Origin of the sequence: Burkholderia sp. Ac-20345 (assembly GCF_017104825.1) — a bacterium.
In the GTDB taxonomy this organism is placed as follows: Bacteria; Pseudomonadota; Gammaproteobacteria; order Burkholderiales; family Burkholderiaceae; genus Burkholderia; species Burkholderia lata_B.
Genome location: NZ_JAAGPO010000154.1, coordinates 1 through 26,811, shown reverse-complemented (window position 1 = coordinate 26,811; position 26,811 = coordinate 1). Strand labels below are relative to the sequence as shown.

Annotated in this window: 21 protein-coding genes; 10 read left to right on the top strand and 11 right to left on the bottom strand. The window is 67.8% G+C overall.

Annotated elements, in window-relative coordinates; translation table 11 throughout:
• The coding region (locus tag G3O06_RS34995) for a pseudouridine synthase (protein ID WP_241020398.1) at window positions 1-1,894 on the top strand (1,894 nt) is incomplete at its 5' end.
• Between the two features lie 91 nt (window positions 1,895-1,985).
• Here the strand turns inward: G3O06_RS34995 and def are convergent.
• The 5 genes from def to G3O06_RS34970 all read right to left on the bottom strand — a co-directional run bounded on the left by def (window position 1,986) and on the right by G3O06_RS34970 (window position 10,726).
• The gene (gene def / locus G3O06_RS34990) at window positions 1,986-2,519 is read right to left on the bottom strand and encodes a peptide deformylase (protein ID WP_205818934.1); all 534 of its coding nucleotides are present in this window, start codon (window positions 2,517-2,519) and stop codon (window positions 1,986-1,988) included.
• The gene (gene ligA, locus G3O06_RS34985) at window positions 2,516-4,591 is read right to left on the bottom strand and encodes an NAD-dependent DNA ligase LigA (protein ID WP_205818933.1); all 2,076 of its coding nucleotides are present in this window, start codon (window positions 4,589-4,591) and stop codon (window positions 2,516-2,518) included. The genes def and ligA overlap by 4 nt, the downstream gene beginning before the upstream one ends.
• Window positions 4,592-4,757: 166 nt before the next feature.
• Window positions 4,758-6,047: a cell division protein ZipA C-terminal FtsZ-binding domain-containing protein gene (locus tag G3O06_RS34980; protein WP_205818932.1), complete on the bottom strand. Its 1,290-nt coding sequence runs from the start codon at window positions 6,045-6,047 to the stop codon at window positions 4,758-4,760.
• A gap of 85 nt (window positions 6,048-6,132) precedes the next feature.
• Window positions 6,133-9,645 (bottom strand): chromosome segregation protein SMC, encoded by a 3,513-nt coding sequence (gene smc, locus G3O06_RS34975; RefSeq protein ID WP_205818931.1) that lies wholly within the window; start codon window positions 9,643-9,645, stop codon window positions 6,133-6,135.
• A gap of 139 nt (window positions 9,646-9,784) precedes the next feature.
• Window positions 9,785-10,726 carry a DMT family transporter gene (locus G3O06_RS34970; protein ID WP_174967511.1) on the bottom strand — a complete coding sequence of 314 codons (942 nt, stop codon included), beginning with the start codon at window positions 10,724-10,726 and terminating at the stop codon, window positions 9,785-9,787.
• Window positions 10,727-10,885: 159 nt separating this feature from the next.
• Between G3O06_RS34970 and dapC the strand changes: the two genes are divergently transcribed.
• From dapC to cls, 6 genes are all read left to right on the top strand, one after another.
• Window positions 10,886-12,118, top strand: a complete 1,233-nt coding sequence (dapC, locus tag G3O06_RS34965; RefSeq protein ID WP_205818930.1) for a succinyldiaminopimelate transaminase — start codon at window positions 10,886-10,888, stop codon at window positions 12,116-12,118.
• Between the two features lie 43 nt (window positions 12,119-12,161).
• A complete protein-coding gene (gene dapD / locus G3O06_RS34960) occupies window positions 12,162-12,989 on the top strand; it encodes a 2,3,4,5-tetrahydropyridine-2,6-dicarboxylate N-succinyltransferase (protein WP_006478479.1) in 828 nt (275 codons plus the stop codon).
• Entirely contained in the window at window positions 12,989-13,357 is a 369-nt protein-coding gene (locus tag G3O06_RS34955; protein WP_034184733.1) for an ArsC family reductase, read from the top strand. The genes dapD and G3O06_RS34955 overlap by 1 nt, the downstream gene beginning before the upstream one ends.
• A gap of 90 nt (window positions 13,358-13,447) precedes the next feature.
• Window positions 13,448-14,587: a succinyl-diaminopimelate desuccinylase gene (gene dapE, locus G3O06_RS34950; protein WP_174918786.1), complete on the top strand. Its 1,140-nt coding sequence runs from the start codon at window positions 13,448-13,450 to the stop codon at window positions 14,585-14,587.
• Between the two features lie 11 nt (window positions 14,588-14,598).
• On the top strand, window positions 14,599-15,507 hold the full coding sequence (gene prmB, locus G3O06_RS34945) for a 50S ribosomal protein L3 N(5)-glutamine methyltransferase (RefSeq protein ID WP_174918785.1): 909 nt from the start codon (window positions 14,599-14,601) through the stop codon (window positions 15,505-15,507).
• 108 nt (window positions 15,508-15,615) lie between these two features.
• On the top strand, window positions 15,616-17,064 hold the full coding sequence (gene cls / locus G3O06_RS34940; RefSeq protein ID WP_174918784.1) for a cardiolipin synthase: 1,449 nt from the start codon (window positions 15,616-15,618) through the stop codon (window positions 17,062-17,064).
• A gap of 60 nt (window positions 17,065-17,124) precedes the next feature.
• Here the strand turns inward: cls and G3O06_RS34935 are convergent, their stop codons facing one another.
• Window positions 17,125-17,604, bottom strand: coding sequence for a glutathione peroxidase (locus G3O06_RS34935; protein ID WP_174918783.1), 480 nt, complete (start codon window positions 17,602-17,604; stop codon window positions 17,125-17,127).
• 136 nt (window positions 17,605-17,740) lie between these two features.
• Between G3O06_RS34935 and G3O06_RS34930 the strand changes: the two genes are divergently transcribed.
• Window positions 17,741-19,672, top strand: coding sequence for an ATP-binding cassette domain-containing protein (locus G3O06_RS34930; protein ID WP_174918782.1), 1,932 nt, complete (start codon window positions 17,741-17,743; stop codon window positions 19,670-19,672).
• A 194-nt stretch (window positions 19,673-19,866) separates the two neighbouring features.
• Here the strand turns inward: G3O06_RS34930 and G3O06_RS34925 are convergent, their stop codons facing one another.
• The 3 genes from G3O06_RS34925 to alr form a co-directional block, all read right to left on the bottom strand.
• Window positions 19,867-20,133 (bottom strand): DUF2866 domain-containing protein, encoded by a 267-nt coding sequence (locus G3O06_RS34925; RefSeq protein WP_174918781.1) that lies wholly within the window; start codon window positions 20,131-20,133, stop codon window positions 19,867-19,869.
• A gap of 146 nt (window positions 20,134-20,279) precedes the next feature.
• Window positions 20,280-21,656 carry a DNA repair protein RadA gene (gene radA, locus G3O06_RS34920; protein ID WP_059233837.1) on the bottom strand — a complete coding sequence of 459 codons (1,377 nt, stop codon included), beginning with the start codon at window positions 21,654-21,656 and terminating at the stop codon, window positions 20,280-20,282.
• Between the two features lie 11 nt (window positions 21,657-21,667).
• Window positions 21,668-22,738, bottom strand: a complete 1,071-nt coding sequence (gene alr / locus G3O06_RS34915; RefSeq protein WP_174967351.1) for an alanine racemase — start codon at window positions 22,736-22,738, stop codon at window positions 21,668-21,670.
• A gap of 218 nt (window positions 22,739-22,956) precedes the next feature.
• On the opposite strand from alr, the gene lplT reads away from it, so the two are divergent.
• Both lplT and thiD read left to right on the top strand, forming a co-directional pair.
• Window positions 22,957-24,264, top strand: a complete 1,308-nt coding sequence (gene lplT / locus G3O06_RS34910; RefSeq protein WP_174918779.1) for a lysophospholipid transporter LplT — start codon at window positions 22,957-22,959, stop codon at window positions 24,262-24,264.
• Window positions 24,265-24,322: 58 nt separating this feature from the next.
• Window positions 24,323-25,132, top strand: a complete 810-nt coding sequence (gene thiD, locus G3O06_RS34905) for a bifunctional hydroxymethylpyrimidine kinase/phosphomethylpyrimidine kinase (RefSeq protein ID WP_205818929.1) — start codon at window positions 24,323-24,325, stop codon at window positions 25,130-25,132.
• A gap of 18 nt (window positions 25,133-25,150) precedes the next feature.
• On the opposite strand, the gene G3O06_RS34900 is transcribed toward thiD, so the two are convergent.
• Window positions 25,151-26,116, bottom strand: coding sequence for a DUF1853 family protein (locus G3O06_RS34900; protein ID WP_205818928.1), 966 nt, complete (start codon window positions 26,114-26,116; stop codon window positions 25,151-25,153).
• Window positions 26,113-26,811: uracil-DNA glycosylase (locus tag G3O06_RS34895; protein WP_241020396.1), on the bottom strand; the 699-nt coding region annotated here is incomplete at its 5' end. The genes G3O06_RS34895 and G3O06_RS34900, both read right to left, overlap by 4 nt.

Below are 26,811 nucleotides of genomic sequence, written 5' to 3'. Positions count from 1 at the left end.
TGCCGAACGCGGCACGCGTGCTCCTTATCGCGACAACGCGGCCGGCGAAGGCGCGAAGCGCAGCTTCGGCGACCGTCGCACGTCGTCCGATCGCCCGCCGCGCCGCGATGACGATGCGCGTCCGCGTCGTGCAAGTGGCGAAGGCGGCGCACGCGCGCCGTATCGCGACAACGCATCCGGCGAAGGCGCGAAGCGTAGCTTCGGTGACCGCCGTACGTCGTCGGATCGCCCGCCCCGCCGCGATGACGATGCTCGTCCGCGTCGTGCGGGTGCCGGCGAAGGCGGTGCACGCGCACCCTATCGCGACAACGCCGGCGGTGAAGGCGCGAAGCGCAGCTTCGGCGACCGCCGCACGTCGTCGGATCGCCCGCCCCGTCGCGATGACGATGCACGCCCGCGTCGTGCAGGTGCCGGCGAAGGCGGTGCACGCGCACCGTATCGCGACAACTCAGCCGGCGAAGGCGCAAAACGCAGCTTCGGTGACCGCCGCACGTCGTCGGATCGCCCGCCCCGTCGCGATGACGATGCACGGCCGCGTCGCACGGGTGGCGAAGGCGGCGCACGCGCGCCGTATCGCGACAACGCATCCGGCGAAGGCGCAAAACGCAGCTTCGGCGACCGCCGTACGTCGTCCGATCGCCCGCCGCGCCGCGATGACGATGCGCGTCCGCGTCGTGCGGGTGCCGGCGAAGGCGGTGCACGCGCACCCTATCGCGACAACGCATCCGGCGAAGGCGCGAAGCGTAGCTTCGGTGACCGCCGTACGTCGTCCGATCGCCCGCCGCGCCGCGATGACGATGCTCGTCCGCGTCGTGCGGGTGCCGGCGAAGGCGGTGCACGCGCACCGTATCGCGACAACGCATCCGGCGAAGGCGCGAAACGCAACTTCGGCGACCGCCGCACGTCGTCCGATCGCCCGCCGCGCCGCAACGACGATGACCGCCCGCGCCGCGCCGGCGCCGACGACGGCAAGCGCCCGTCGTATCGCGACAAGCCGGCCGGCGAAGGCGCGAAGCGCAGCTTCGGCGACCGCCCGGCCCGCCCCGCACGCGACGACGAGCGCCGCTCGTTCGGCGCGGTCAAGACCGCACAACCGGTCAAGCGCCCGTCGGCCGACATCGATTACGGTGACGAATCGGGCCTGATGCGCCTGTCGAAACGGATGTCCGAGCTCGGCATGTGCTCGCGCCGCGAAGCCGACGAATGGATCGAAAAGGGCTGGGTCCTCGTCGACGGCGAACGCATCGACACGCTCGGCACCAAGGTACGCGCCGACCAGAAGATCGAGATCGACGAACGGGCGAGCGCCGCGCAAGCTGCGCAAGTGACGATCCTGCTGCACAAACCGGTCGGCTATGTGTCGGGCCAGGCGGAAGATGGCTACGAGCCCGCGGCCGTGCTGATCACGCGCGCGAACCGCTGGAGCGGCGACCATTCGCCGGTACGCTTCTCGCCGCAGCATCTGCACGCACTCGCACCGGCCGGCCGCCTGGACATCGATTCGACCGGCATGCTCGTGCTGACGCAGAACGGCGTGATCGCGAAGCAGCTGATCGGCGAACAGTCGGATATCGACAAGGAGTACCTGGTGCGCGTGCGCTTCGGCGAACGGCTCATCGACATCGACCAGCACTTCCCCGCGGAATCGCTCGCGAAGTTGCGCCACGGCCTCGAGCTCGACGGCGTCGCGCTGAAGCCCGCGATGGTGAGCTGGCAGAACGGCGAGCAGTTGCGCTTCGTGCTGCGCGAAGGCAAGAAGCGCCAGATCCGTCGCATGTGCGAACTGGTGGGCCTCGAAGTGATCGGCCTGAAGCGCGTACGGATGGGCCGCGTGATGCTCGGTGCACTGCCGCAGGGTCAATGGCGCTATCTGTCGGCCGACGAGACGTTCTGACCGCGAGCGCGCCACACGTGCGCCACGCAATGAAAAAGCCCGCGCAAGCGGGCTTTTTTGTTTCCTGCGAGATGCCGGGAAAGCCTGCGGATCAGTCGTCGGAAGCGGGATCGAGCCCCGGGAACAGCACTTCCGTGAAGCCGAAGCGCGCGAAGTCGGTGATCCGCATCGGATACAGCTTGCCGATCAGGTGATCGTATTCATGCTGGACGACGCGTGCGTGAAAACCGTCGGCAACGCGATCGATCTTCTCGCCGTACTGGTCGAAGCCACTGTAGCGCACCTTCGCGTAGCGGCTGACGACACCACGCATGCCCGGCACCGACAGGCAGCCTTCCCAGCCCTCTTCCATGTCCGGCGGCAGGTACTCGATCTTCGGGTTGATCAGCACGGTCTCCGGCACCGGCGGCGCATCCGGATAGCGGTTGTTGTTGCCGAAGCCGAAAATGATGATCTGCTGCCCGATGCCGATCTGCGGCGCGGCCAGGCCAGCGCCGTTCGCATGATGCATCGTCTCGAACATGTCCGCGACGATCTCGTGCAGTTCGGGGGTATCGAACCGCTCGACCGGCTTGGCGACTTCGAGCAGGCGCGGATCGCCCATCTTCAGGATCTCGCGAATCATGGCGTATTGCCCTCCAGGAGTTGGTGCAGACCGTCTTCGTCCAGCACGGGGATGCCGAGTTCCTCGGCCTTCGCGAGCTTGCTGCCGGCTTCGGCGCCCGCGACCACGTAATCCGTCTTCTTCGATACCGAACCGGCCACTTTCGCGCCCGCCGCTTCGAGCATTTCCTTCGCGGCATCGCGCGTGAGCGTCGGCAGCGTGCCCGTCAGCACGACCGTCTTGCCGGCCAGCACGCCCTGCGGCGCCTTCGGCGCGGGCGGCCCTTCCGGCCACGTCACCTTGCCCGGCGCGCGCAACTGCTCGATCACCGTCCGATTGTGCTCTTCCGCGAAGAACTGGTGGAGCGACTCGGCGACGATCGGCCCGACGTCGTTGACTTCGAGCAGTTCTTCGATCGATGCGTCCATGATCGGCGTCAGCGAGCCGAAATACTTCGCGAGATCCTTCGCGGTCGATTCGCCCACATGACGGATACCGAGCCCGTAGATGAAGCGCGCGAGCGTCGTGTGCTTGGCCTTCTCGAGCGAGTCGAGCAGATTCTGTGCGGACTTCTCGGCGAACCGGTCGAGTTCGGCGAGCGTCGCGAAGCCGAGGTTGAACAGGTCGGCCGGCGTGCGCACGAGATTCAGCTCGACGAGCTGATCGATGATCTTCTCGCCGAGCCCGTCAATGTCGAGCGCGCGGCGCTGCGCGAAGTGCCACAGCGCCTGCTTGCGCTGCGCCGGGCAGAACAGGCCGCCCGTGCAGCGCGCGATCGTTTCGTCCGGCAGGCGCTCGATCTTCGAGCCGCACACCGGGCATTCGGTCGGCATCACGAATTCGGCCGCATCGGCCGGGCGCCGGTCGAGCAGCGCGCCGACCACCTCGGGGATCACGTCGCCCGCGCGGCGCACGATCACGGTATCGCCGATCCGGATGTCCTTGCGGCGCACCTCGTCCTCGTTGTGCAGCGTCGCGTTGGTGACGGTCGCGCCGCCGACGAACACGGGCTCGAGGCGCGCGACCGGCGTGATCGCGCCCGTGCGGCCGACCTGCACGTCGATCGCGACGAGCTTCGTTAGCGCTTCTTGTGCAGGGAACTTGTGCGCGAGCGCGAAGCGCGGCGCGCGCGACACGAAGCCGAGGCGCTCCTGCTCGTCGCGCCGGTTGACCTTGTAGACGACACCGTCGATGTCGTACGGCAACGATTCGCGCTTCTCGCCGACCTTGCGGAAGAAGTCGAGCAAGCCTTCGGCGCCGTGCACGACCGCGCGTTCGCGGTTCACGGGCAGGCCGAGCGATTCGTACCAGTCGAGCAGCGCGCTGTGCGTATCGGGCACCGGCATCCCGTCGAGCACACCGATTCCGTATGCGAAGAACGACAGCGGACGCTGCGCGGTGATCTTCGAGTCGAGCTGGCGCAGGCTGCCGGCCGCCGCGTTGCGCGGGTTCGCGAATTCGCGCTGCTCGGCCGCGCGCTGGCGTTCGTTCAGGCGTGCGAAATCGCGCTTGAACATCAGCACCTCGCCGCGTACGTCGAGCACGGCCGGCACGTTCGTGCCCTTCAGCTTCAGCGGAATCGAGCGGATCGTGCGCACGTTCTCGGTCACGTCCTCGCCGGTCGTGCCGTCGCCGCGCGTCGACGCCTGCACGAATACGCCCTGCTCGTAGCGCAGCGAAATCGCGAGGCCGTCGAACTTCAGCTCGCACGCGTATTCGACGGGCTCCGTCACCGAGCCGGCGAGATCGGTCGTCTTGTCGAGCGCGTCGGCGACACGCTTGTCGAACGCGGCGATGTCCTCGTCGGCGAAGCCGTTGTTCAGCGACAGCATCGGCGCGTCATGGACGACCGGCGTGAAGCCGCCCGCCGCTTCGCCGCCAACGCGCTGCGTCGGCGAATCGGGCGTCACGAGTTCGGGATGGTCGGTTTCGAGCTGCTGCAGCTCGCGGAACAGCCGGTCGTATTCGGCGTCGGGCAGGTCCGGCTGGTCGAGCACGTAGTAGGCGTAGTTCGCCCGCTCGAGTTGGTCGCGCAGCCACGCGGCACGCGCGTCGGGCTGGCTGGCTGGCGGTTCGGCTTGGGTTCGGGCCATGCTGGCGGCAGAGTCGTTCTGAGAAAATCGGATGCCCGATTATCTCAGTTTGCCGCCGTGGCGGGGCGTGCAATGCGCGCCCGGCGCGCGTGCTGCAGCGCAAACAGCAAGGTGTGCGCCGCAGCGACGAACGGCGGCGCCGAAGCCCGCCGTTCGCACCTTCGCGTTACTGGCTGAAGAGGCGGCGCGTGACCGGCGAACCGGCCGGGATGCCGGCTTCCTCGAGCTTCGCGTACAGCTTCATCAGTTGCTGGTCGATCGCGACCAGCGTCGACTCCGGCAACGGCCGGCGCGAATCGTCGACCACCCGTGCGCCGATCCGTTCGGACAGCGACTTCGCGTAATCGCACATCAGCCGGAACGGCAGGATGTCCTCTTCGGCGACCGGCACGTCGAGCACCAGCGTGATCATGTTGCCGCCCTTGTACGTCAGGTCGTCACGCAGGAAGTTCGTATCGCCGAACTGCAGCATGAACACCGGGTTCTGCTTCGCGTCGAGCTTCACGAACCGCGTGCCGTCGCGCGACAGCAGCAGCCCGTCCTGCGATGCGACCGCCTGCACGTAATTCGCCGACCACGGCGCGCCGTCCGACATCACGTTGATCGACAGTTGCGCGTCGCACTGCGCGGCAAACGCATCGAGCTCGCGCGCCATCGCCACCGTTTCCATCATGTCCGGGAATTCGGGTGCGCCGTCGATCGCGTCGGCGAACTGCTGGACGCCCGTCACGAATTCGGAGAACTCGAGCTCGTTCAGCGCGCCGCTGCGGTTCGCGAGCTGAGCGGCCGCGCGCAGTTCCTCGTAGCGCACGCCGTTCTGCAGCAGCTCCCACTGGCCGCCTTCCGGCTTGCCTTCGATATGCACGGGCTTGCTGCCTGCGCGGCGCAGCCGCTGCGCGGCCGGCAGAATCTTGTCGCCCGGCAGCGCCCCGCCGAGGCGGATCGGTACGATGCAGTCGATCCGGCGGTCGACGATTGCCGGCGGTGCCGACGAGATCGTCGTTGCGGCCGGCAGCACGGGTTCGACCGGCTCGGCAGCTTCGGCGGTCGCCTGGTGCGCGACGGCAGGCGCGGCCTCTTCACCTGCAACCGGCTCGACCGACTCGGCCGGCGTGTCGACGCCGGTCGCCTCGGCCTGCAGATCGGCCGGCATGTCGGCCGGCGCTACGCCACCGAACGTCGGCTCGACGCGCGCAACTTCGGCCGGCGTGCCGGCCGTGGCGGCGGCCGCGGCCGCGGCCGGTGCCGCGGATTCGCGCCGCACCGGCTGACGCACCGGCTCGATGAACGGCAGCTCTTCTTCGCGTTCGGGGCGGTTCATCGCCTCGGCCGCTTCCTCCGGCATCGGGCGCGGCATCCTGCGCCGCACCTTCGCGCCCTGCCATGCGTTGTAGACCACGACGCCGCCCACCACGACGGCGCCCGCGCCGATCAAACCGAGTGTCAACTCGTCCATGCACGCTCCATCAGCAATTCTTGTTCGTCGGAACCGCGAACGGGCGCCCATGCGCCGCGCGAACGCGGTCCGGTTTCGTCAAACGTCAATTCTGGGCAAAACCCGCGGCGGTTTCCATGTCCACCGCGACGATCCGCGACACACCCTGCTCCTGCATCGTCACGCCGATCAGCTGCTGCGCCATTTCCATCGCGATCTTGTTGTGCGAGATGAACAGGAACTGCGTCTTGTTGGACATCGCGCGCACGAGATTCGCGAAACGCTCGGTGTTCGCGTCGTCGAGCGGCGCGTCGACCTCGTCGAGCAGACAGAACGGCGCCGGGTTCAGCTGGAACATCGCGAACACCAGTGCTGTCGCGGTCAGCGCCTTCTCGCCACCCGACAGCAGGTGAATCGTCGCGTTCTTCTTGCCGGGCGGCTGCGCCATCACCTGCACGCCGGCGTCGAGAATTTCGTCGCCCGTCATGATCAGCTTTGCCTGGCCGCCGCCGAACAGGCGCGGGAACAGGTCGCTGAAGTGACGGTTGACCTCGTCGAAGGTGCCCTGCAGCAACGTGCGGGTTTCCTGGTCGATCTTGTGGATCGCGTCCTCGAGCGTCGTGATCGCATCGATCAAGTCGGCCGACTGCGCGTCGAGGAACACCTTGCGCTCGCTCGCGGCCTTCAGCTCGTCGAGCGCGGCCATGTTCACCGGGCCCAACGCGTTGATCGCGTTGTTCAGGCGCGTGACCTCGCCCTGCAGGTACGACGGTTTCAGATCCGGCGTCAGCTTCGCGGACAGCGCGGCCTCGTCGACCTCGGCCGTCGTCAGTTGCTCGGCGAACTGCTCGACCGACAGGCGCGCGGCCTGCTCCTTCAACTGCAATTCGGTGATACGGTCGCGCAGCGGCTGCAGCGAGCGCTCGGCGACGAGGCGCTGCTCGTCCGACGCACGCAGTTTTGCGGTCAAGTCGTCGAGTTCGATCCGCGCGGCCTGCAGTGCTTCTTCCTTCACCGCACGAATCTCGAGCGCGTCCTGCAGGCCCGTGTGCGCGGTCTGCTCGTTGATCGTCTCGAGCTCGGCGCGCGCGTCTTCCAACGACGCGGCAACGCGCTCGCTCTGCTCGTGCGCGACCTGGATGCTGCGCTTGAGCTCGTCGATCCGCGTCACCGCATTGCGTGCGGCGAAGCGTGCGTCGTTCGCGCCGCGCTCCAGGTCACGTGCTTCCTGGCGTGCCTGCGTCAGCGATTCGTCGAGCGCTTCGAATGCAAGCTGATTGTCCTCGAAGCGCGCCTGCAGTTCCGCGAGTTCGCCGTCGAAACGCTCGAAATTCGCTTCCGACTCCGCGCGCATCGCGCGCTGCTCTTCGATCTGCGCGCCGATTTCCTCGAGTTCCTCGCGGATCTGCGTGCTGCGCTGCGTGTAACGTTCGTGCGCCTGCGCGAGCTTCAGCACGTCCATCTGCAGCGCGTGCACGCGCTGCGTCGCACGCTCCGCCTGTGCACGCACGTCGCCCAGCGCCTGCGTGGCCTGCGTGTGCGCCGCTTCCGCGCGCACGGCGGCCGTACGCGCCTCGTCGGCGAGCAGCGCCTGCGCACGCACCTGGCGCGTCAGGTTTTCGATTTCCTGCTGGCGGGCCAGCATCCCGGCCTGCTCCGAATCGGCGGCATACAGCTGCACACCGACGCGCGTGACGATATGGCCGGCCTTGACGACGAATGCGCCGCCTGCCTGCAGCTGCGTGCGCGTTGCAAGCGCCTGCGCGACGTCGTCGGCGACATACACGTTGCCGAGCCAGTCGTTCAGCACCGCACGGATGCCCGCATCGTCGATGCGCACGAGCGACAGCACCGGACGCAGCCCGGCCACGGCCGCCGGCGGTTCGCCGGCCGCGGGCGGCGCGTAGAACGCGAGCTTCGCGGGCGGTGCGTCGGTTGCGAATGCCTTCACCCAGTCGAGGTTCGACACTTCGAGCGCGGCGAGGCGCTCGCGCAGCACGGCTTCGAGCGCGGCTTCCCAGCCCGCTTCGACATGCAGCTTCTTCCACAGACGCGGCAGCGCGCCGAGCTCGTGCTTGTCGAGCCACGGCTGCACCTTGCCTTCGGTCTGCACGTTTTCCTGCAGCTGCTTCAGCGCGGCGAGACGCGCCTCGAGCTGGTGGATCTGCGCGGCTTCGGCCTGCACGCGCTCCTGCGCGGCACGCCGTTCGCCATCGAGGCGCGGCACCGTTTCCTGCGCGTCGGCGAGGCGCGCCTGCGCTTCGGCCAGGATCTCTTCCTGCTCGGCGAGCTGCATGCGCAGCTCTTCGAGCTGGGCCTCGTCCGGCGCGTCGAGCCCGCCCGCTTCGCTCTTCAGGCGCTCATGGCGCTGCTGAAGCTGCTGGAGCTGCTGGTCGGCGTTGCGCTGGTGCGCGGCTTCAAGCTTCAGCGACTGTTCGGTCTGCGCGATCCGTGCGCGCTCGTCGTTGAGCTGCGCCTGCGCATCGCGGAATTTCGCTTCGAGCGCCGGCAACGCGTCGTGCTTCGCGGCTGCGTTGTCTTCGGCGAGCGCGGCCTTCTCGTCGGCCATCGCGCGCGCTTCTTCGGCGTCCTCGAGCTCGTCCTGCGCCTTCTCGGCCTGCGCGCGCCATTGCTCGCGCTGCGCATTGAGCGCGGCGATCTGCGCCTGCACGCGATTGCGCGATTCGACGATGAACTTGATCTCGGCTTCGAGGCGGCTCACCTCGGCGTTCGCTTCATAGAGCGACCCCTGCGCGCCCTGCATCGCGTCGCTCGCCGAGTAATGCGCAACACGCAGCGTCTCGAGCTGCGCCTCGACCTCACGCAGCTTCGCGGTTTGCGCCTCGAGGTCGATCTGCGCCTGTTCGATCGCGCGCTGCTGCTTTTGCTGCTCGCCGGCGGCCTCGTTCTTGCGCAGCAGCCACAGCAGGCGCTGCTTCTCCTCGCCGTCGGCGACGAGTTCCTTGTACTTGGTGGCAACAACGGCCTGCGCCTCGAGCTTCTCGAGGTTCGCGCCGAGTTCGCGGACGATGTCCTCGACGCGCGTCAGGTTCTCGCGCGTGTCGTGCAGGCGGTTCTCGGTTTCGCGGCGGCGTTCCTTGTACTTCGACACGCCCGCGGCTTCCTCGAGGAACACGCGCAGCTCTTCCGGCTTCGCCTCGATGATTCGCGCGATCATGCCCTGCCCGATGATCGCGTATGCACGCGGCCCGAGGCCGGTGCCGAGGAAGATGTCCTGGATGTCGCGGCGGCGCGCCGGCAGGTTGTTGATGTAGTAACTCGACGTGCCGTCGCGCGTAAGCACGCGCTTAACGGCGATCTCGCCGTACTGGCCCCACTGGCCGGCCGCGCGGCCGTCGGAGTTGTCGAAGATCAGTTCGACACTGGCCCGGCTGCCGGGCTTGCGGGCGGTCGAGCCGTTGAAGATCACGTCCTGCATCGACTCGCCGCGCAGCTCGGAAGCGCGCGACTCGCCGAGCACCCAGCGCACGGCGTCGATGATGTTGGACTTGCCGCACCCGTTCGGGCCCACCACGCCGACAAGCTGGCCCGGAACCTGGAAATGCGTGGGATCGACAAAGGATTTGAAGCCAGCGAGTTTGATCGAGCTCAGACGCACGGCGGTATCGGATGTGAAGAAGGTGTGAAACGGACGGAGCCGCACTGCGCGAGGCCGGACGGCCCCTGCGCGCGACGCGCCCCGGAATTCAAAAACGGGGCCGCGCGCATACAGCGTTGGGCCCCGCAAACGGCTTCCATCATACCATCGCGCGTGCGCCGTCCCGACCGTCGCCGGGTTTGTCCGGTGCCGGCGCGGCACGATGGACCCGGCTCGACAGCAGCGTCGCCAGCACGATGCACGCGCCGCCCGCCCACTCGCGCGCGGTCGGCAGCTCGTTCGCGAACACCCAAGCCGACAGCGCGGTGATCACGATCTCGAACAGCATGATGATCGACGCACGGTTCGCCGGCACGCGCGCCAGCCCGTACTGCACGAGCAGGTTGTTCGACGCCATCGTCACGCCGATCGCGACGATGATCAGCGCGGCCGTGCTGAAGTGGCCGCCCGCCGGCGCAGCCGGTATCCCCTCGAACAGCGACGCGATCGCGCCAAACACGGCCGCGCCGCCGAACAGCGTCGCGGTACGCATCTCGGCACGCATCTCCGGCAGCTCGCGGCTCGCCTTGATCACAAGCACGTTGCTCATCGCGAAGCTCAACCCGGCCGCGAGCCCGGCCCATTCGGCCGGGCTGGCCGGCAGCGGCAGGCCGAGCTTCGGCGACCACAGCATCAGCATCGCGCCGCCGATCGACAGCGCCGCGAGCCCCGCGCCGGCCCAGGTCAGCCGCTCGCGCAGCAGGAAGTGCGCGTAGATCGCGGTCCACGCGGGGGTCAGGTAGAACAGCAGCATCACGCGCAGCACCTCGCCGTGGATCGTGCCCCACACGAACCCGAGGTTCGTCACACCGGCCGTCACCGCGATGCCGGGCAGCACCCAGTGCCAGCGCAGCGTCGCGATCGTGCGGTGTCGCGCGACGACCACGAACAGGAACGCGACGAGGCTCGTCAGCGCGCTCGCCAGTGTGCCCGTCACGCCCAGCGATGCAAGGATCCGCAGCGGATACCAGATCAGGCCCCATACCGATGCGCCGATCAGGATGGCCAGCGTCGGCAGGCTGCCGCGTACCGCGTTATTCATTTGGTTCAATACCCTTTATTCGACTGGCCCGGCCGCCGTTCCGGCGGGCCGCGACCGCATTCCGTCACGCTATAATCGTCCGTTGCGACCCGCGCGCCATCGGCGCCCGTTCGCAGCCGCGCGGCGCGCCCGCCGCTTCTTTCGCTCCAACCGGCCGCGATGGCCGCTTCGCCCGTGAACCCTCGACTCGACTCGCTCCAGCCCTATCCCTTCGAAAAGCTGCGCGCCCTGTTCAAGGACGTGACGCCCTCCGGCGCCCTCAAACCGATCAGCTTCGGCATCGGCGAGCCCAAACATGCGACTCCGGCGCTGATCCGCGACGCCGTGGTCGCCGCGCTCGACGGTCTCGCGTCGTACCCGGCCACCGCCGGCTCGGACGCGCTGCGCACGTCGATCGCGCACTGGCTCGAGCGCCGCTACGGGCTGCCGGCCATCGATCCGGCCACGCAGGTACTGCCCGTGTCGGGGTCGCGCGAAGCGCTGTTCTCGCTTGCGCAGACGGTGATCGACGCACGCCCGTCCGAAGAGGGCGAGAAGGCGATCGTACTCTGTCCGAATCCTTTCTATCAAATTTACGAAGGCGCGGCGCTGCTGGCCGGTGCCGAACCCTATTTCGCGAACAGCGACCCGGCCCGCAACTTCGCGTGCGACTACGCGTCCGTGCCCGACGCAGTCTGGGCGCGCACGCAACTGCTGTACGTCTGCTCGCCGGGCAACCCGACGGGCGCCGTGCTGACGCTCGACGACTGGCGCGAGCTGTTCGCGCTGTCCGACCGCCACGGCTTCGTGATCGCGTCCGACGAATGCTATTCGGAAATCTATTTCGACGAAGCGGCCCCGCCGCTGGGCGGCCTCGAGGCCGCGCACCGCCTCGGCCGCGGCTTCGAGCGGCTCGTGATGCTGTCGAGCCTGTCGAAGCGCTCGAACGTGCCGGGCATGCGCTCGGGCTTCGTCGCCGGCGACGCGGCGCTGCTGAAGAAATTCCTGCTGTACCGCACGTACCACGGCGCGGCGCTGTCGCCGGTCTGGCAGCACGCGAGCATCGCCGCGTGGAACGACGAGGTGCACGTGCGCGAGAACCGCGCGCTGTACCTGCAGAAGTTCAATACGGTCACGCCGATGCTGGCCGACGTGATCGACGTGAAACTGCCCGACGCGGCGTTCTACCTGTGGGCCAACGTGTCGCGCACCGGGCTGTCGGACACCGAGTTCGCCCGCCGCCTGTACGCCGACTATAATGTGACGGTTCTGCCCGGCTCGTACCTGGCGCGCGATGCGCACGGCACGAATCCGGGCCGCGATTTCATCCGGATCGCGCTCGTCGCGGGCACCCCCGAATGCGTCGAGGGCGCGCAACGCATCGTCGATTTCTGCCGCTCTCTCGCGCGGTAATCGTCCATCCGATCAATTCCATCCATCTCCTGCGAAAACGAACATGTCGCAACAACTTCAGCAAATCATCGATACCGCCTGGGAAAACCGCGCCGAGCTGTCGCCGAAGGCCGCACCGGCCGACGTCCGCGAAGCCGTCGCGCACGCGATCGAGCAGCTCGACAAAGGCGCGCTGCGCGTTGCCGAGAAGATCGACGGCAACTGGACCGTGCACCAGTGGCTGAAGAAGGCCGTGCTGCTGTCGTTCCGCCTGGAGGACAACGCGCCGATGCCTGCCGGCGGCTACTCGCAGTTCTACGACAAGGTACCGTCGAAGTTCGCGAACTACACCGCTGAAGATTTCGCCGCGGGCGGCTTCCGCGTCGTCCCGCCGGCCATCGCGCGCCGCGGCTCGTTCATCGCGAAGAACGTCGTGCTGATGCCGTCGTACACCAACATCGGCGCGTACGTCGACGAAGGCACGATGGTCGACACGTGGGCAACGGTCGGTTCCTGCGCGCAGATCGGCAAAAACGTGCACCTGTCGGGCGGCGTCGGCATCGGCGGCGTGCTCGAGCCGCTGCAGGCGAACCCGGTCATCATCGAAGACAACTGCTTCATCGGCGCGCGCTCGGAAGTCGTCGAAGGCGTGATCGTCGAGGAAAACTCGGTGATCTCGATGGGCGTGTACCTCGGCCAGAGCACGAAGATCTACGACCGTGAGACGGGCGAAGTCAGCTACGGCCGCATCCCGGCCGGCTCGGTCGTCGTCGCCGGCAACCTGCCGTCGAAGGATGGCTCGCACAGCCTGTACTGCGCGGTGATCGTCAAGAAGGTCGACGCGAAGACCCGTGCGAAGGTCGGCCTGAACGAGCTGCTGCGAGGCGACTGATGGCGAAGCCGCACACCGTGGTCGTCTACGGCATTCCGAACTGCGACACCGTGAAGAAGGCCCGCGTGTGGCTCGACGATCACGGCGTCGAATTCGAGTTCCACGACTTCAAGAAGCTCGGTGTCAGCGCACCGCTCGTCGAGGACTGGCTGAAGGACGTGTCGCTCGACGCGCTCGTCAACAAGCGCGGCACGACGTGGCGCGGCCTGGACGATGCGATGAAGGCGGCCGCCGAAACGAAAACCGGCGCGGTCGCGCTGATGATCCACAAGCCGTCGGTCATCAAGCGCCCCGTGCTGGTGGTCAACGGCCGTGTGAAATCGCTCGGCTTCGCGGCCGATCAATACGCGGCGCTGTTTGCCGCATAGGGCTGCCCGCGCTGCGCCTGTCGGCGCAGCCCGACGTCTTGTCGCTGCCGGCCACCGCGCCGGCATTTTTTATCGAAAGTGGTCCGAACCATGTCCGCCACCCTAGCCCTTACCGAACAGCTGATCGCCCGCGCGTCCGTGACGCCCGACGACCAGCATTGCCAGCAGATCATGACCGAGCGCCTCGCCGCGCTCGGCTTCGAATGCGAGACCATCGCGTCGCATGGCGTGACCAACCTGTGGGCCGTCAAGCGCGGCACCGACGGCCGCGACGGCAAGCTGCTCGCGTTCGCGGGCCACACCGATGTCGTGCCGACCGGCCCGCTCGAGCAGTGGAGCTCGCCGCCGTTCATCCCCGCCCATCGTGACGGCAAGCTGTACGGCCGCGGCGCGGCCGACATGAAGACGTCGCTCGCGGCGTTCGTCGTCGCGTCCGAGGAATTCGTCGCGGCCCATCCCGGCCACCGCGGCGCGATCGCGTTCCTAATCACGAGCGACGAGGAAGGCCCGGCCACCGACGGCACCGTGAAGGTCGTCGAACTGCTCGAAGCGCGCGGCGAACGCATGGACTACTGCATCGTCGGCGAGCCGACGTCGACCACCGAACTCGGCGACGTCGTCAAGAACGGCCGCCGCGGCTCGATGTCGGGCGAACTCGTCGTCAAGGGCGTGCAGGGCCACATCGCGTATCCGCACCTTGCAAAGAACCCGATCCACCTGCTCGCGCCGGCGCTCGCCGAGCTCGCCGCCGAGCAGTGGGACGAAGGCAACGAATACTTCCCGCCGACCACCTGGCAGGTATCGAACCTGCACGCCGGCACCGGCGCGACCAACGTGATCCCCGGCCATGCCGACCTGCTGTTCAACTTCCGCTTCTCGACCGCCAGCACGGTCGAGGGCCTGCAGGCACGCGTGCACGCGATCCTCGACAAGCATGGCCTCGAATACACGCTGAAGTGGTCGGTGAGCGGCCTGCCGTTCCTCACGCCGCGCGGCGAGCTGTCGGGCGCGCTGGAAAACGCGATCCGTACCGAGACCGGCATCACGACCGAGCTGTCGACGACGGGCGGCACGTCGGACGGCCGTTTCATCGCGCGCCTCTGCCCGCAGGTGATCGAGTTCGGCCCGCCGAACGGCAGCATCCACAAGATCGACGAGCACATCGAAGTGCGCTTCGTCGACCCGCTGAAGAACGTGTACCGCCGCGTGCTCGAACAACTGATCGCCTGATGGAGCCTCGCATGACGACACCTTTTGCAACTGTTCGCGACCTGCTGCGCTACGCGGTCACGCGCTTCTCGAAGGCGAAGCTCGCGTTCGGCCACGGCTCCGACAATGCGTACGACGAAGCGGCCTACCTCGTGCTGCGCACGCTCGACCTGCCGCTCGACACGCTCGAGCCGTTCCTCGATGCGCGGCTGCTGCCCGACGAAATCGCAGCCGTGCTCGCGGTGATCGAACGGCGCGCGACCGATCGCGTGCCGGCCGCGTACCTCACGCATGAAGCGTGGATGCACGGCCACCGCTTCTACGTCGACGAACGCGTGATCGTGCCGCGCTCGTTCATCGGCGAGCTGCTCGACGACGGGCTGCAGCCGTACGTCGCCGATCCCGAGCAGGTCGGCGCGGTGCTCGAGCTGTGCACGGGCTCCGGCTGCCTCGCGATCCTCGCGGCGAGCGCGTTCCCGAACGCCGAGATCGATGCGGTCGACCTGTCCGACAAGGCACTCGAAGTCGCCGAGATCAACGTGCGCGACTACGGCCTCGAAGACCGCGTCTCGCTGCATCGCGGCGACCTCTACGCGCCGCTGCCCGCGTTCCGCACCGACCCGGGCTCACGCTATGACGTGATCCTGACGAACCCGCCTTACGTGAACGCGTCGTCGATGGCCGCGCTGCCGCCCGAATACCGGCACGAGCCGGAGATGGCGCTCGCGGGCGGCGATGACGGGATGGACATCGTGCGGCGAATCGTCGCCGAGGCCCATCGCTGGCTGCACGACGACGGCGTGCTCGTCGTCGAGATCGGCAACGAGCGCGAACACGTCGAAGCCGCGTTCGGCGGCCTCGAACTCACGTGGCTGCCCACCAGCGCGGGCGACGACGCCGTGTTCCTGATCCAGGCGTCGGACCTGCCGCGCAAGGCCTGAGCCTTTCCGGCTCGCCCACCGTGCGGTGCACCGTTGCGCCGCACGGTTGGGTAAGATGCGCGTAGGCGGCCGCCCGGCCGCGCGACCTCAGGAGTCCGTCACGCGCCCATGACCCTCGACTGGCTACATCTCGGCACCCTGATCCTGACCATCCACGTGCTCGGGATCGTCGCGGCGTGCCACGCGATCATGAACACGCGCACGTCGCAAGGCGCGATCGCGTGGGCCGTCTCGCTCGCGGCCATGCCGTACCTGACGCTCGTTCCGTACCTGTTCCTCGGCCGCAGCAAGTTCTCCGGCTACGTCGACGCCCGGCGCCACGAGCTGGAAATGTTGCGCATGCACACACCGCGCTCGCCCTGGCTCAGCGCCGACGCGACCGACGCAACCGACGGACCTGCCGCCGACGCACTCGGCCAGGCCGCGGTGCTCGCCCTTACTCGGCTCGGCGGCATGCCGTTCCTCGGCGGCAATTCGGTGCGCACGCTCGTGAACGGCGACGCGACGTTCTCCGCGATCCTGGCGGCCATCGACGCCGCGCGCGACTACGTCGTGGTGCAGTTCTTCATCGTGCGCGACGATGCGCTCGGCCGGATGCTGCGCGACTCGCTGCTCGCGCGCGCGGCAGCCGGCGTGCGCTGCTGCCTGCTGTACGACAGCATCGGCAGCTTCGACCTCCCGCACAGCTACGTCGACACGCTGCGCCGGGGTGGCGTCGAGGTTCATCCGTTCGCGACCAACCGGAAGTTCGTCAACCGCTTCCAGCTCAACTTCCGCAACCACCGCAAGATCGTCGTCGTCGACGGCAATCGCGCGTTCGTCGGCGGCCACAACGTCGGCGTCGAGTATCTCGGCGCGAAGCCGCGCCTGTCGCCGTGGCGCGACACGCACATCGAGATCCGCGGCCCGGTGGTCGCGAGCATCCAGTACGTGTTCGCCGAAGACTGGCACTGGGCGACGCAGAAGCTGCCGCCGCTCGCGCTACCGCCGCCCGCGCAGCCCGGCGACAGCATGCATTGCCTCGCGGTGCCGATGGGGCCGGCCGACAAGCAGGAGACGGGCTCGCTGTTCTTCGTCGAGGCGATCAACGCCGCGCGCGAGCGGGTCTGGATCACCACGCCGTACCTCGTCCCCGACGAAGCCGTGATCTCCGCGCTGAAGCTCGCCGTGATGCGCGGCGTCGACGTGCGCATCCTGATCCCGAGCCGGCGCGATCACTACGTGGTGTTCGAAGCGTCGAAGCTGTACGCGCGCGACCTGGTCGATGCGGGCGTCAAGGTGTTCCGCTACCGGCCCGGCTTCCTGCACCAGAAGGTCGTGCTGATCGACCGCATCGCCGCGGCGATCGGCAGCGCGAATCTCGACAACCGCTCGTTCCGCCTCAATTTCGAGATCATGGTGCTGACCGTCGACCGCGCGTTCGCCGATGAGGTCGAGACGATGCTCGATGCCGATTTCGCGCAGGCGTACGAGGTCGATGCGAACGAATACCGGCGGTCGCCCGCCTGGCGGCGCATCGCGATGCACGTCGCGCGGCTGTTCGCACCGATCCTGTAACGGCCGGGACGACGGCGCCCGTGCGATCCGCACCGGCGCCGCGAACGCCACCGGCAGCCGTCACAGCAGCTTGTCGATATCCGCGGCGATTTCGTCCGGCTTGGTCGACGGCGCGTAGCGCTTGACGATGCGCCCTTCGCGATCGACCAGGAACTTCGTGAAATTCCACTTGATCGCCTTGAGGCCGAGGATGCCGGGCGCCTCGTCGGTCAGGTAGCGGTACAGCGGATGCGCATGGTCGCCCTTCACGTCGATCTTCGCGAACATCGGGAACGTGACGCCGTAATTGCGCTCGCAGAACGTGCCGATCTGCGCGGCGTCGCCGGGCTCCTGCTTGCCGAACTGGTTGCACGGGAAGCCGAGCACATAGAAGCCGCGCGCCGCGTACTGGTCGTACAGCTTCTGCAGGCCCGCGTACTGCGGCGTGAAACCACACTCGCTCGCGGTGTTGACGATCAGCAGCACCTTGCCGCGATACGCGTCGAGCGAGGCCGGCGCGCCGGCAAGCGTCTCTGCGCTGAACGAATACAGGGTGGACATCGGGCACTCCTTTAACGAAACCGGATCGACGTGGAGTCTAGGCGAAATTGCCCCATTGCGGCATCCGCCGAACGGCCAATACCCGGCGCGAGCGGCGCGCAGTCTAGAATAGCGGTTTTGGCCAGTCATTTCCGCCGTGATCCGTTTCAATCAGTTCAGCCTTGCGCGTGGCACCAAGCCGCTGTTCGAGTCGACCTCCTTTGTGCTCAATCCCGGCGAGAAAGCCGGCCTGATCGGCGCGAACGGCGCCGGCAAGTCGACCCTGTTCTCGGTCCTGCGCGGCGAGCTGCACTCGGACGGCGGCGATTTCTCGATGCCGCCGTCGTGGCGAATCGCCCATGTGTCGCAGGAAACACCCGCCGTCGATCGTTCGGCGCTCGACTACACGCTCGACGGCGACGCCGCGCTGCGCGAGATCGAGGCGCGCATCGCTGCCGCGTCCGCCGCGCATGACGGCGCCGCCGAAGCCGACGCGCACGCGGCGTTCGCCGACGCCGACGGCTACACCGCGCCCGCCCGTGCCGAGGCGCTGCTGCTCGGCCTCGGCTTCACGCTCGAGCAAACGCGCGAATCCGTCGCCAGCTTCTCCGGCGGCTGGCGCATGCGCCTGAATCTCGCGCAGGCACTGATGTGCCGCTCCGACCTGCTGCTGCTCGACGAACCGACGAACCACCTCGACCTCGACGCGATCGTCTGGCTCGAAGACTGGCTGCACCGCTACCCCGGCACGCTCGTCGTGATTTCGCACGACCGCGAGTTCCTCGATTCGATCTGCAACGTCACGCTGCACCTGGAAAATCGCCAGGTGAAGCGCTACGGCGGCAATTACTCGCAATTCGAAGTGCTGCGCGCGCAGCAACTGGCGCTGCAGCAAAGCGCCTACGAAAAGCAGCAGAAGACGATCGAGCACCTGCAGAGCTTCGTCGACCGCTTCAAGGCCAAGGCCACCAAGGCCAAGCAGGCGCAGAGCCGGATGAAGGCGCTCGAAAAGATGGAGCTGATCGCGCCCGCGCACATCGCGTCGCCGTTCACGTTCGAATTCCGCACGCCCGATGCCGCGCCGAACCCGATGATGGTGATGGAAGACGTCCGCTGCGGCTACCACGCCGACGGCGGAGCAGAGATCCCGATCGTCGAGCGTGTCGCGCTGTCGATCCAGAATGGCCAGCGCATCGGCCTGCTCGGCGCGAACGGCCAGGGCAAGTCGACGCTGATCAAGACGCTGGCCGGCACGCTCGCGCCGCTGTCGGGGCACGTCCGCGACGGCAAGGGGCTGACGATCGGCTATTTCGCACAGCACCAGCTCGAAACGCTGCGCGAGGACGATTCTCCGCTCGCGCATCTGGCGCGGCTCGCGCCCGACACGCGCGAGCAGGAACTGCGCGATTTCCTCGGCGGCTTCAACTTCTCGGGCGACATGGCGACCACCCCGGTCGGGCCGTTTTCCGGTGGTGAAAAGGCTCGCCTCGCGCTCGCGCTGATCATCTGGCAGAAGCCGAACCTGCTGCTGCTCGACGAACCGACCAACCACCTCGACCTCGAAACGCGCCATGCGCTGACGATGGCGCTCGCGCAGTTCGAAGGCACGCTGATCCTCGTCTCGCACGACCGCCATCTGCTGCGCGCGACGACCGACCAGTTCATGCTGGTTGCGAAGCACCGGCTGCAGCCGTTCGACGGCGACCTCGACGACTACCGCGACTGGCTGCTGCAGCACGCGGCCGAACAGCGCGCGGCCGCGAAGGCCGACAGCGCGGCTTCGCCGGGCGCGGGCGCCGCGGCCAACCGCAAGGACCAGAAGCGTCAGGCCGCCGAGGAGCGGCAGCGCCTGTCCGTGTTGAAGAAACCGCTGCAGACGCGCATTACGAAGCTCGAAAAGGAAATGGAGACGCTGCACGCGGAGAAGGCGCGCCTCGACGCATTCGTCGCCGATCCGGCGAGCTACGAAGCGGAGCGCAAGACCGAACTGACCGACGCGATCCGCAAGCTCGGGGACGTCAACACGCGTCTCGAAACGGTCGAGGCCGACTGGCTCGCCGCGCACGAAGAGCTCGAGCAGATCGGCTGACCGCCGGCGCGCCGCGGCCGGCCGATACGCCAGCCAGCCCGGCGTGCCGGCTGCCTCGGGGCAGCGGTACCCTGGTATCGCGGCACCTCGACAGCCCATCGGGCCCTTTGCGGGCCCAGATACGACAAGGCCGGGCGCTAGAGCCCGGCCTGTTCATTCATTACCGCAGTCACCCGATTCGCCAAGCCACCGGCTCAGCGGCGCGGCAACGTGTCGCGCGGCATCTGCTCGTCGTCGCTCATCAGGTGCCGGCGCCCTTCGGTCGGCCGCCGGATCGCGGCAGCGACTTCCGCTTCCGTCACGTCCTCGGACACGACCTTGCGCGCCAGGCGCCCCTCTTCGTCGATCCACTCGACGATCCGGCATCCGCCGCCCCAGGGCTGGCGAATCGGCTCCGACACGCGGCAGCCACGCAGGTTGTAAAGGCGTCCGCTCGGCGCTTCCCCATACGATTTCAACATAGGTTCCCTTCGCATTGCGCGGTTCGACAATCCGGCAAAGGATAGGGAAAAGCAATGTCCGGCGGGTTACAGAACCCTACATATTCTTTACAACGAATTACGCGACAGATCGCCCGCGCGCTTGGCCCGGGCGCCTGCCGGGCCGGTCACTCGAGATCGCGGACGCGGTCGATCGCCTGTTCGAGCCGATCGACGGCCATCACGTTCAGCCCTTCGATCGGCTGCTTCGGCGCATTCGCCTTCGGGATCAATGCGGATGTGAAGCCGAGCTTCGCGGCTTCGCGCAACCGCTCCTGCCCGCGCGGGGACGGCCGGATCTCGCCCGCCAGCCCCACTTCGCCGAACACGATCAGCCCTTTCGGCAGCGCCTTGTTGCGCATCGACGAATGGATCGCCAGCAGCACCGCGAGGTCGGCGGCCGGCTCGGTGATCTTTACGCCACCCACGGCATTGAGGAACACGTCCTGATCGAAGCATGCGATGCCCGCATGCCGGTGCAGCACCGCGAGCAGCATCGCGAGCCGGTTCTGCTCGAGGCCGACCGCGAGCCGGCGCGGGTTCGGCACGTGCGCCGTATCGACGAGCGCCTGGACTTCGACGAGCAGCGGGCGCGTGCCTTCCTGCGTGACGAGCACGCACGAGCCGGGTACGACCTGCTCGTGCTGCGACAGGAACAGCGCGGACGGATTCGCGACACCGCGCAGCCCGCGCTCGGTCATCGCGAACACGCCGAGCTCGTTGACCGCTCCGAAGCGGTTCTTGAACGCGCGTACGAGCCGGAACGACGAATGCGTGTCGCCTTCGAAGTACAGCACCGTGTCGACGATGTGCTCGAGCACGCGCGGGCCGGCCAGGTTGCCCTCCTTCGTCACGTGCCCGACCATGATGATCGCGGTGCCCGACTGCTTCGCGATGCGCGTGAGCTGCGCCGCGCACTCGCGCACCTGCGCGACGGAACCCGGCGCCGACGTGAGCGCCTCCGAATAGACGGTCTGGATCGAGTCGATGACGGCCACGTCCGGCCGTTCCGCGTCAATCGCGGCCTGGATCTTCTCGAGCTGGATCTCGGCGAGCAGCTTCAGTTCATCCGCCGGCGCACCGCCGTCGAGCAGCGCAAGCCGTTGCGCACGCAACGCGATCTGCGCGGCCGATTCCTCGCCGCTGATATAGAGCGCACGCCGCTCGCTCGCGATGTCCGCGAGCGACTGCAGCAGCAGCGTCGACTTGCCGATGCCCGGGTCGCCGCCGATCAGCACGACGCCGCCCGGCACGAGCCCGCCGCCGAGCACGCGGTCGAATTCGCCGATACCGGTCGAGAAGCGCGGCACGTCGGCCGCTTCGATGTCGACGAGACGCTGCACGGGCGCCCGCTTCGCGAGCGACTGGAAACGATGGGCTGCGGGCGCCTCGGCGACCGATTCAACCAGCGTGTTCCAGGCCTGGCACGACGGGCATTGGCCCTGCCACTTCGGGGTCTGTCCGCCGCACTCGCTGCAGACGTATACGGTTTTCTGTTTGGCCACGCGCAACGCCCTTATTCCGCGCGCACGGGCACGCGGCCGGCGACCGCACACATCAGCTCGTAACCGATCGTGCCGCAATGGCGGGCGACGTCGTCGATCGGCAGGGCATTGCCCCACAGCTCGACGCGCGCGCCGACGCCGGCCTGCGGGCACGGGGTCAGGTCGACGGTGATCATGTCCATCGATACGCGGCCGACGATCCGCGTGCGAATGCCGTCGACGATCACGGGCGTACCTTCGGGCGCGACCCGCGGATAGCCATCCGCGTACCCGCACGCAACCACGCCGATCCGCATCGGCGCCTGCGCGGAGAACGTCGAGCCATAGCCGATGGCCTGCCCCTTCCCGATCGTCTGCACCGCGATCAGCTCGGACGCGAGCGTCATCGCAGGCTTCAGCCCGGTATCGGCGATGTCGGACGACAGCCCGGACGGCGACGCGCCGTACAGCACGATCCCCGGGCGCACCCAGTCGAAGTGCGTAGCCGGATGCCACAGCACGGCCGCGGAGTTCGCGAGGCTGCGAGCGCCGGCGATGTTTTCCGCGCCGCGCTCGAACGTCGCGAGCTGCTCGGCGACGCCGCGCTCGTTGTCGGCATCCGAAAAATGGGTCATCAACGTGATCTGGCCGATGCCGGGGCACGCGCGGGCACGCTCCCATGCGGCACGGTATTTCTCCGGCGTGTAGCCGAGCCGGTTCATCCCGCTGTTCATCTTGAGCTGCACGTTGACGGGCTTCGACAGCCGCGCCGTTTCCAGCATCCGCATCTGCTCGTCGTTGTGGACGGTCGTCGTCAGGCTGTAGCGGTCGATCACGTCGATGTCGGTCGAGCGGAAGAACCCTTCGAGCAGCAGGATCGGGCCGGCCCAGCCGAGCTCACGCAGCTTGACAGCCTCGTCGAGGTCGAGCAGGCCGAAGCCGTCGGTGCCGCGCAGGCCGGGAAACGCACGCGCGAGACCGTGACCGTACGCGTTGGCCTTGACGACCGCCCAGACCTTGGACGGGCCGGCAAAGCGGCGGACGACGGAGAGATTGTTCGCGAGAGCGGCGGTATGGATGGTGGCGGAGATCGGGCGCGGCATGGGAAATTTACGTAAAGACGCTTGCGAATCATCAGCTTACCGCGCCTTTTGAGCACTGAAGCCGACAATTTGCGGAACGATCGGGGAATCTTGCTAGTCCGAATTGGCGTATTTTCATGTTATAAAGCCGTGCGCACAACCCATTTCGAACGGAATAAGCCGATCGCATACCAGGCGGCCTACGCGGCCCTGCCGCAGCGACGAAAGCATCGCATCAGATGAAAAAAGGTTTTTACACCATCATGGCCGCGCAGTTTTTCTCGTCGCTGGCCGACAATGCGCTCCTCATCGCCGCCATCGCCCTGCTGAAAGACCTCCACGCGCCCAACTGGATGACACCGCTGTTGAAGCTGTTCTTCGTGTTGTCCTATGTGGTGCTGGCGGCCTATGTCGGCGCTTTCGCGGATTCGCGCCCGAAGGGCCGCGTGATGTTCATCACCAACTCGATCAAGGTCGTCGGCTGCATGATCATGCTGTTCGGCGCCCACCCGCTGATCGCGTACGGGATCGTCGGCTTCGGCGCGGCGGCCTACTCGCCCGCGAAATACGGCATCCTCACCGAGCTGCTGCCGGCCGACCGGCTGGTCGCGGCGAACGGCTGGATCGAAGGCACGACCGTCAGCTCGATCATCCTCGGCACCGTGCTCGGCGGTGCGCTGATCAGCCCGCACATCGCGTCGCACGTGATCGCGCACACCCCCGCCTGGATCGGCACGCCCGCCGAAGCGGCGATGGCGATCATCATGGCGATCTACGTGATCGCCGCGCTGTTCAACCTGCGCATTCCCGATACCGGCGCCCGCTACCCGAAGCAGGAACGCGGCCCGGTCAAGCTCCTCACCGATTTCGCCGACTGCTTCATGGTGCTGTGGCGCGACAAGCTCGGCCAGATCTCGCTGGCGGTCACGACGTTGTTCTGGGGCGCGGGCGCGACGCTGCAGTTCATCGTGCTGAAGTGGGCTGAAGTGTCGCTCGGCATGTCGCTGTCGGAAGGCGCGATCCTGCAGGCCGTGGTCGCCGTCGGCGTCGCGGCGGGCGCAATCGCCGCCGCCGCCCGGATCCCGTTGAAGAAGTCGCTGACCGTGCTGCCCGTCGGCATCATCATGGGCATCGCGGTGATGCTGATGGCGTTCTATACGCGCGACCTGTTCCCGTCGAACTGGGTCGTGCACTTCGGCCACCTGCGCATGCCCGTGTACCTGATCATCGCGTACATATTCCTGATGTGCGTCGGCGCGCTGTCCGGCTACTTCGTCGTTCCAATGAACGCGCTGCTGCAGCATCGCGGCCACGTGCTGCTGTCGGCCGGCCACTCGATCGCGGTGCAGAACTTCAACGAGAACCTGTCGGTGCTCGTGATGCTGTGCCTGTATGCGGTGCTCGTGTGGCTCGACGTGCCGGTCGGCGTCGTGATCGTGCTGTTCGGCACGTTCGTCTGCCTGACGATGTGGCTCGTGATGCGCCGCCACCAGGCGAACCAGCGTCAGTTCGACTCGGTCGCGCTGATCGGCGAATCGCGGCACTGACGCCACACTTCCCGTTTCCGTCCGCCGGCGCCGGTCCTCGAACCGGCGCGTTGCCCTCATGACGCACCCGATACCCAACATCCTGACGATCGCCGGCTCCGATTCGGGCGGCGGCGCAGGCATCCAGGCCGACCTGAAGACCTTTTCCGCGCTCGGCGCGTATGGCGCAAGCGTGATCACTGCGCTGACCGCCCAGAACACGCGCGGCGTGACGGGTGTCCACGCGCCGGACGCGACGTTCGTGACCGCGCAGCTCGACGCGGTGTTCGGTGATATCCGCATCGATGCGGTCAAGATCGGGATGCTCGCGAATGCGGCGATCGTGCACGCGGTCGCCGACGCGCTGCGCCGTTACGCGCCGCGCTTCGTCGTGCTCGACACGGTGATGATCTCGAAGAGTTCGCACGCGCTGCTTGCGCCCGATGCGGTCGACGCGTTGCGCGATGCGCTGTTGCCGCTCGCGACGGTCGTGACGCCGAACCTGCCCGAAGCGGCCGCGCTGTTGAACGATGTGCCCGCAACCACCGAAGACGACATGGTCCGGCAAGGCCAGGCATTGTTGCAGACGGGCGCGCGCGCCGTGCTGATGAAAGGCGGCCACCTGCCTGACGCGTCCGCGAGCCCCGACTGGCTCGTCGAAGCGACGCGCACCGTGCGGCTCGGCGGCGCACGCGTGCCGGTCAGCAACACGCACGGCACCGGCTGCACGCTGTCGTCGGCGATCGCCGCGCTGCTGCCGCAGCAGCCCGACCTCGAAAGCGCGGTGCGCGAAGCCAAGACCTACCTGACCGGCGCGATCACCGCGAGCGGCCGCCTCGACGTCGGCCACGGCGTCGGCCCTGTCCATCACTTCCATCGCTGGTGGTAAGCACCGGGTGACGCGGCGTCAGTGATCCTGCGCCGCAAACGCCTGTGCGCGTACCGGCCAGTCGTCCGGCACGACGAAGCCGCGCGCCGTTTCGCGCCACGTGCCGTCACTGCCCTTTTCATGAATGCCGATCAGCGCGGGGGCTTCGCGCGCCGTCAGCACGGGCGGCAGCTCCAGAGCGGCCGCCAGCGGCTCGGGTTCGAATCCGGTATCGGCGGCGGCACGTCGCGGCGCCAACCACGCCAGCCGCGGCAACACGCTCCATGCGATGCCGGCACGCTGCGCGGCCGCCCACGCCGGCCACTGCGCGTGCGTCAGCCAGAACCCATGCGGGTGATCCGGCGCGATTTCCGCGGACACCGGCGGCAACGGCGCACCGTACGGATAGAACAACCAGCCCTTGATGAACATCTGCGCGTCGGACGGCGCGCCGTAGCCGAGCCGCGCAAACCCGTCGCGATCGCCCAGCCGCAGTTGGTGCTCAAGTAACCGGCTGCGCTTGCGGTCGAACCGGTCGACGAGGTTGGGGCCGACGAAATCCGCCAGCGATGCGCCGGCTTGCACCGGCGCGCACAGGTAGCACTTCACCGCGAGTTCCCAGTGCAGGCGCCGCCCGTCCGGCGCGTCGACGAGAAAATCGACTTCGCCGAGCGTCTTGCCGTTGCTGCGCAGCGGCAGATTGGCCGCGACGAGCCGCAGCACCGGCCCGTGCGTCAGGAAATACTCGAGCAGGCATTCGGCGTAGCGGCCGAGCCGGGTGGGCCGGAACCCGTCGAGCGCGCGATGCAGCGGCTCGGGCTGCGCATCGAGCGCGGCGAGCCAGGCTTCGACGGCCGACTGTCCGGCCGCATCCAGCCATGGGCGCGCAAGCGGCGCGTCCGGTACCGCGGTGAGCAGGCTCGGGCTGGCCAGCAGCCAGCCCAGATCCCGAACCGCGACGTCGTGCAGCGTATCGACGAATGCGAACGCCGCGCCGGCCGTCATTGTCCGGCCGGCCCGTTCGCGTCGGCGCCGTCTGCGCGCCGGAACGTGTCGCGCGCGAGGCAAAGGTCGGCCCACGCCTTCGACTTGTCCTGCAGGCTGCGCAACAGGTACGCCGGGTGGTAGGTCACGATCACCGGCACGCCTTCGTACATATGCACGCGGCCGCGCAGCGACGCAATGCTCGCGTCCGTCTTCAGCAGGGTCTGCGCGGCGAAGCGGCCGAGCGCGACGATCAGCTTCGGCTTCACGAGCGCGACCTGGCGCTGCAGATACGGCTCGCAGCTCGCAACCTCGTCCGGCTCCGGATTGCGGTTGCCGGGCGGCCGGCACTTGATCACGTTCGCGATGTATACGTTGTCACCGCGCTTGAGCGACAGCGACTGCAGCATGTTGTCGAGCAGCTTGCCGGCCTGGCCGACGAACGGCTCGCCCTGCTTGTCCTCGTTCTCGCCCGGCGCTTCGCCGATCAGCATCCAGTCCGCTTCGCGGTCGCCGACACCGAACACGGTGTTGGTGCGCTTCTCACACAGCCGGCACAGCGTGCAATCGGCCACGCGCGCGGCCAGCGCATCCCAGTCGAGCGCGGCAACCGGCGTACCGGCGGGACGCGATTCGGCCGCCGGCACGGGGTCGCCCGGCGGCGCCGCATCGAACCACGCGAAATCGTCGGGGCCGGCAGGCGGCATGTCGTCCAA

Excerpts from the sequence above, each read along its gene's own strand:
- def (WP_205818934.1), bottom strand. The coding sequence starts at position 2,519 with ATGATTCGCGAGATCCTGAAGATGGGCGATCCGCGCCTGCTCGAAGTC.
- dapE (WP_174918786.1), top strand. The coding sequence starts at position 13,448 with ATGTCCGCCACCCTAGCCCTTACCGAACAGCTGATCGCCCGCGCGTCC.
- lplT (WP_174918779.1), top strand. The coding sequence starts at position 22,957 with ATGAAAAAAGGTTTTTACACCATCATGGCCGCGCAGTTTTTCTCGTCG.
- G3O06_RS34925 (WP_174918781.1), bottom strand. The coding sequence starts at position 20,133 with ATGTTGAAATCGTATGGGGAAGCGCCGAGCGGACGCCTTTACAACCTG.
- ligA (WP_205818933.1), bottom strand. The coding sequence starts at position 4,591 with ATGGCCCGAACCCAAGCCGAACCGCCAGCCAGCCAGCCCGACGCGCGT.
- G3O06_RS34980 (WP_205818932.1), bottom strand. The coding sequence starts at position 6,047 with ATGGACGAGTTGACACTCGGTTTGATCGGCGCGGGCGCCGTCGTGGTG.
- dapC (WP_205818930.1), top strand. The coding sequence starts at position 10,886 with ATGGCCGCTTCGCCCGTGAACCCTCGACTCGACTCGCTCCAGCCCTAT.
- dapD (WP_006478479.1), top strand. The coding sequence starts at position 12,162 with ATGTCGCAACAACTTCAGCAAATCATCGATACCGCCTGGGAAAACCGC.
- G3O06_RS34900 (WP_205818928.1), bottom strand. The coding sequence starts at position 26,116 with ATGACGGCCGGCGCGGCGTTCGCATTCGTCGATACGCTGCACGACGTC.
- G3O06_RS34970 (WP_174967511.1), bottom strand. The coding sequence starts at position 10,726 with ATGAATAACGCGGTACGCGGCAGCCTGCCGACGCTGGCCATCCTGATC.
- thiD (WP_205818929.1), top strand. The coding sequence starts at position 24,323 with ATGACGCACCCGATACCCAACATCCTGACGATCGCCGGCTCCGATTCG.
- G3O06_RS34955 (WP_034184733.1), top strand. The coding sequence starts at position 12,989 with ATGGCGAAGCCGCACACCGTGGTCGTCTACGGCATTCCGAACTGCGAC.
- alr (WP_174967351.1), bottom strand. The coding sequence starts at position 22,738 with ATGCCGCGCCCGATCTCCGCCACCATCCATACCGCCGCTCTCGCGAAC.
- cls (WP_174918784.1), top strand. The coding sequence starts at position 15,616 with ATGACCCTCGACTGGCTACATCTCGGCACCCTGATCCTGACCATCCAC.
- prmB (WP_174918785.1), top strand. The coding sequence starts at position 14,599 with ATGACGACACCTTTTGCAACTGTTCGCGACCTGCTGCGCTACGCGGTC.
- G3O06_RS34935 (WP_174918783.1), bottom strand. The coding sequence starts at position 17,604 with ATGTCCACCCTGTATTCGTTCAGCGCAGAGACGCTTGCCGGCGCGCCG.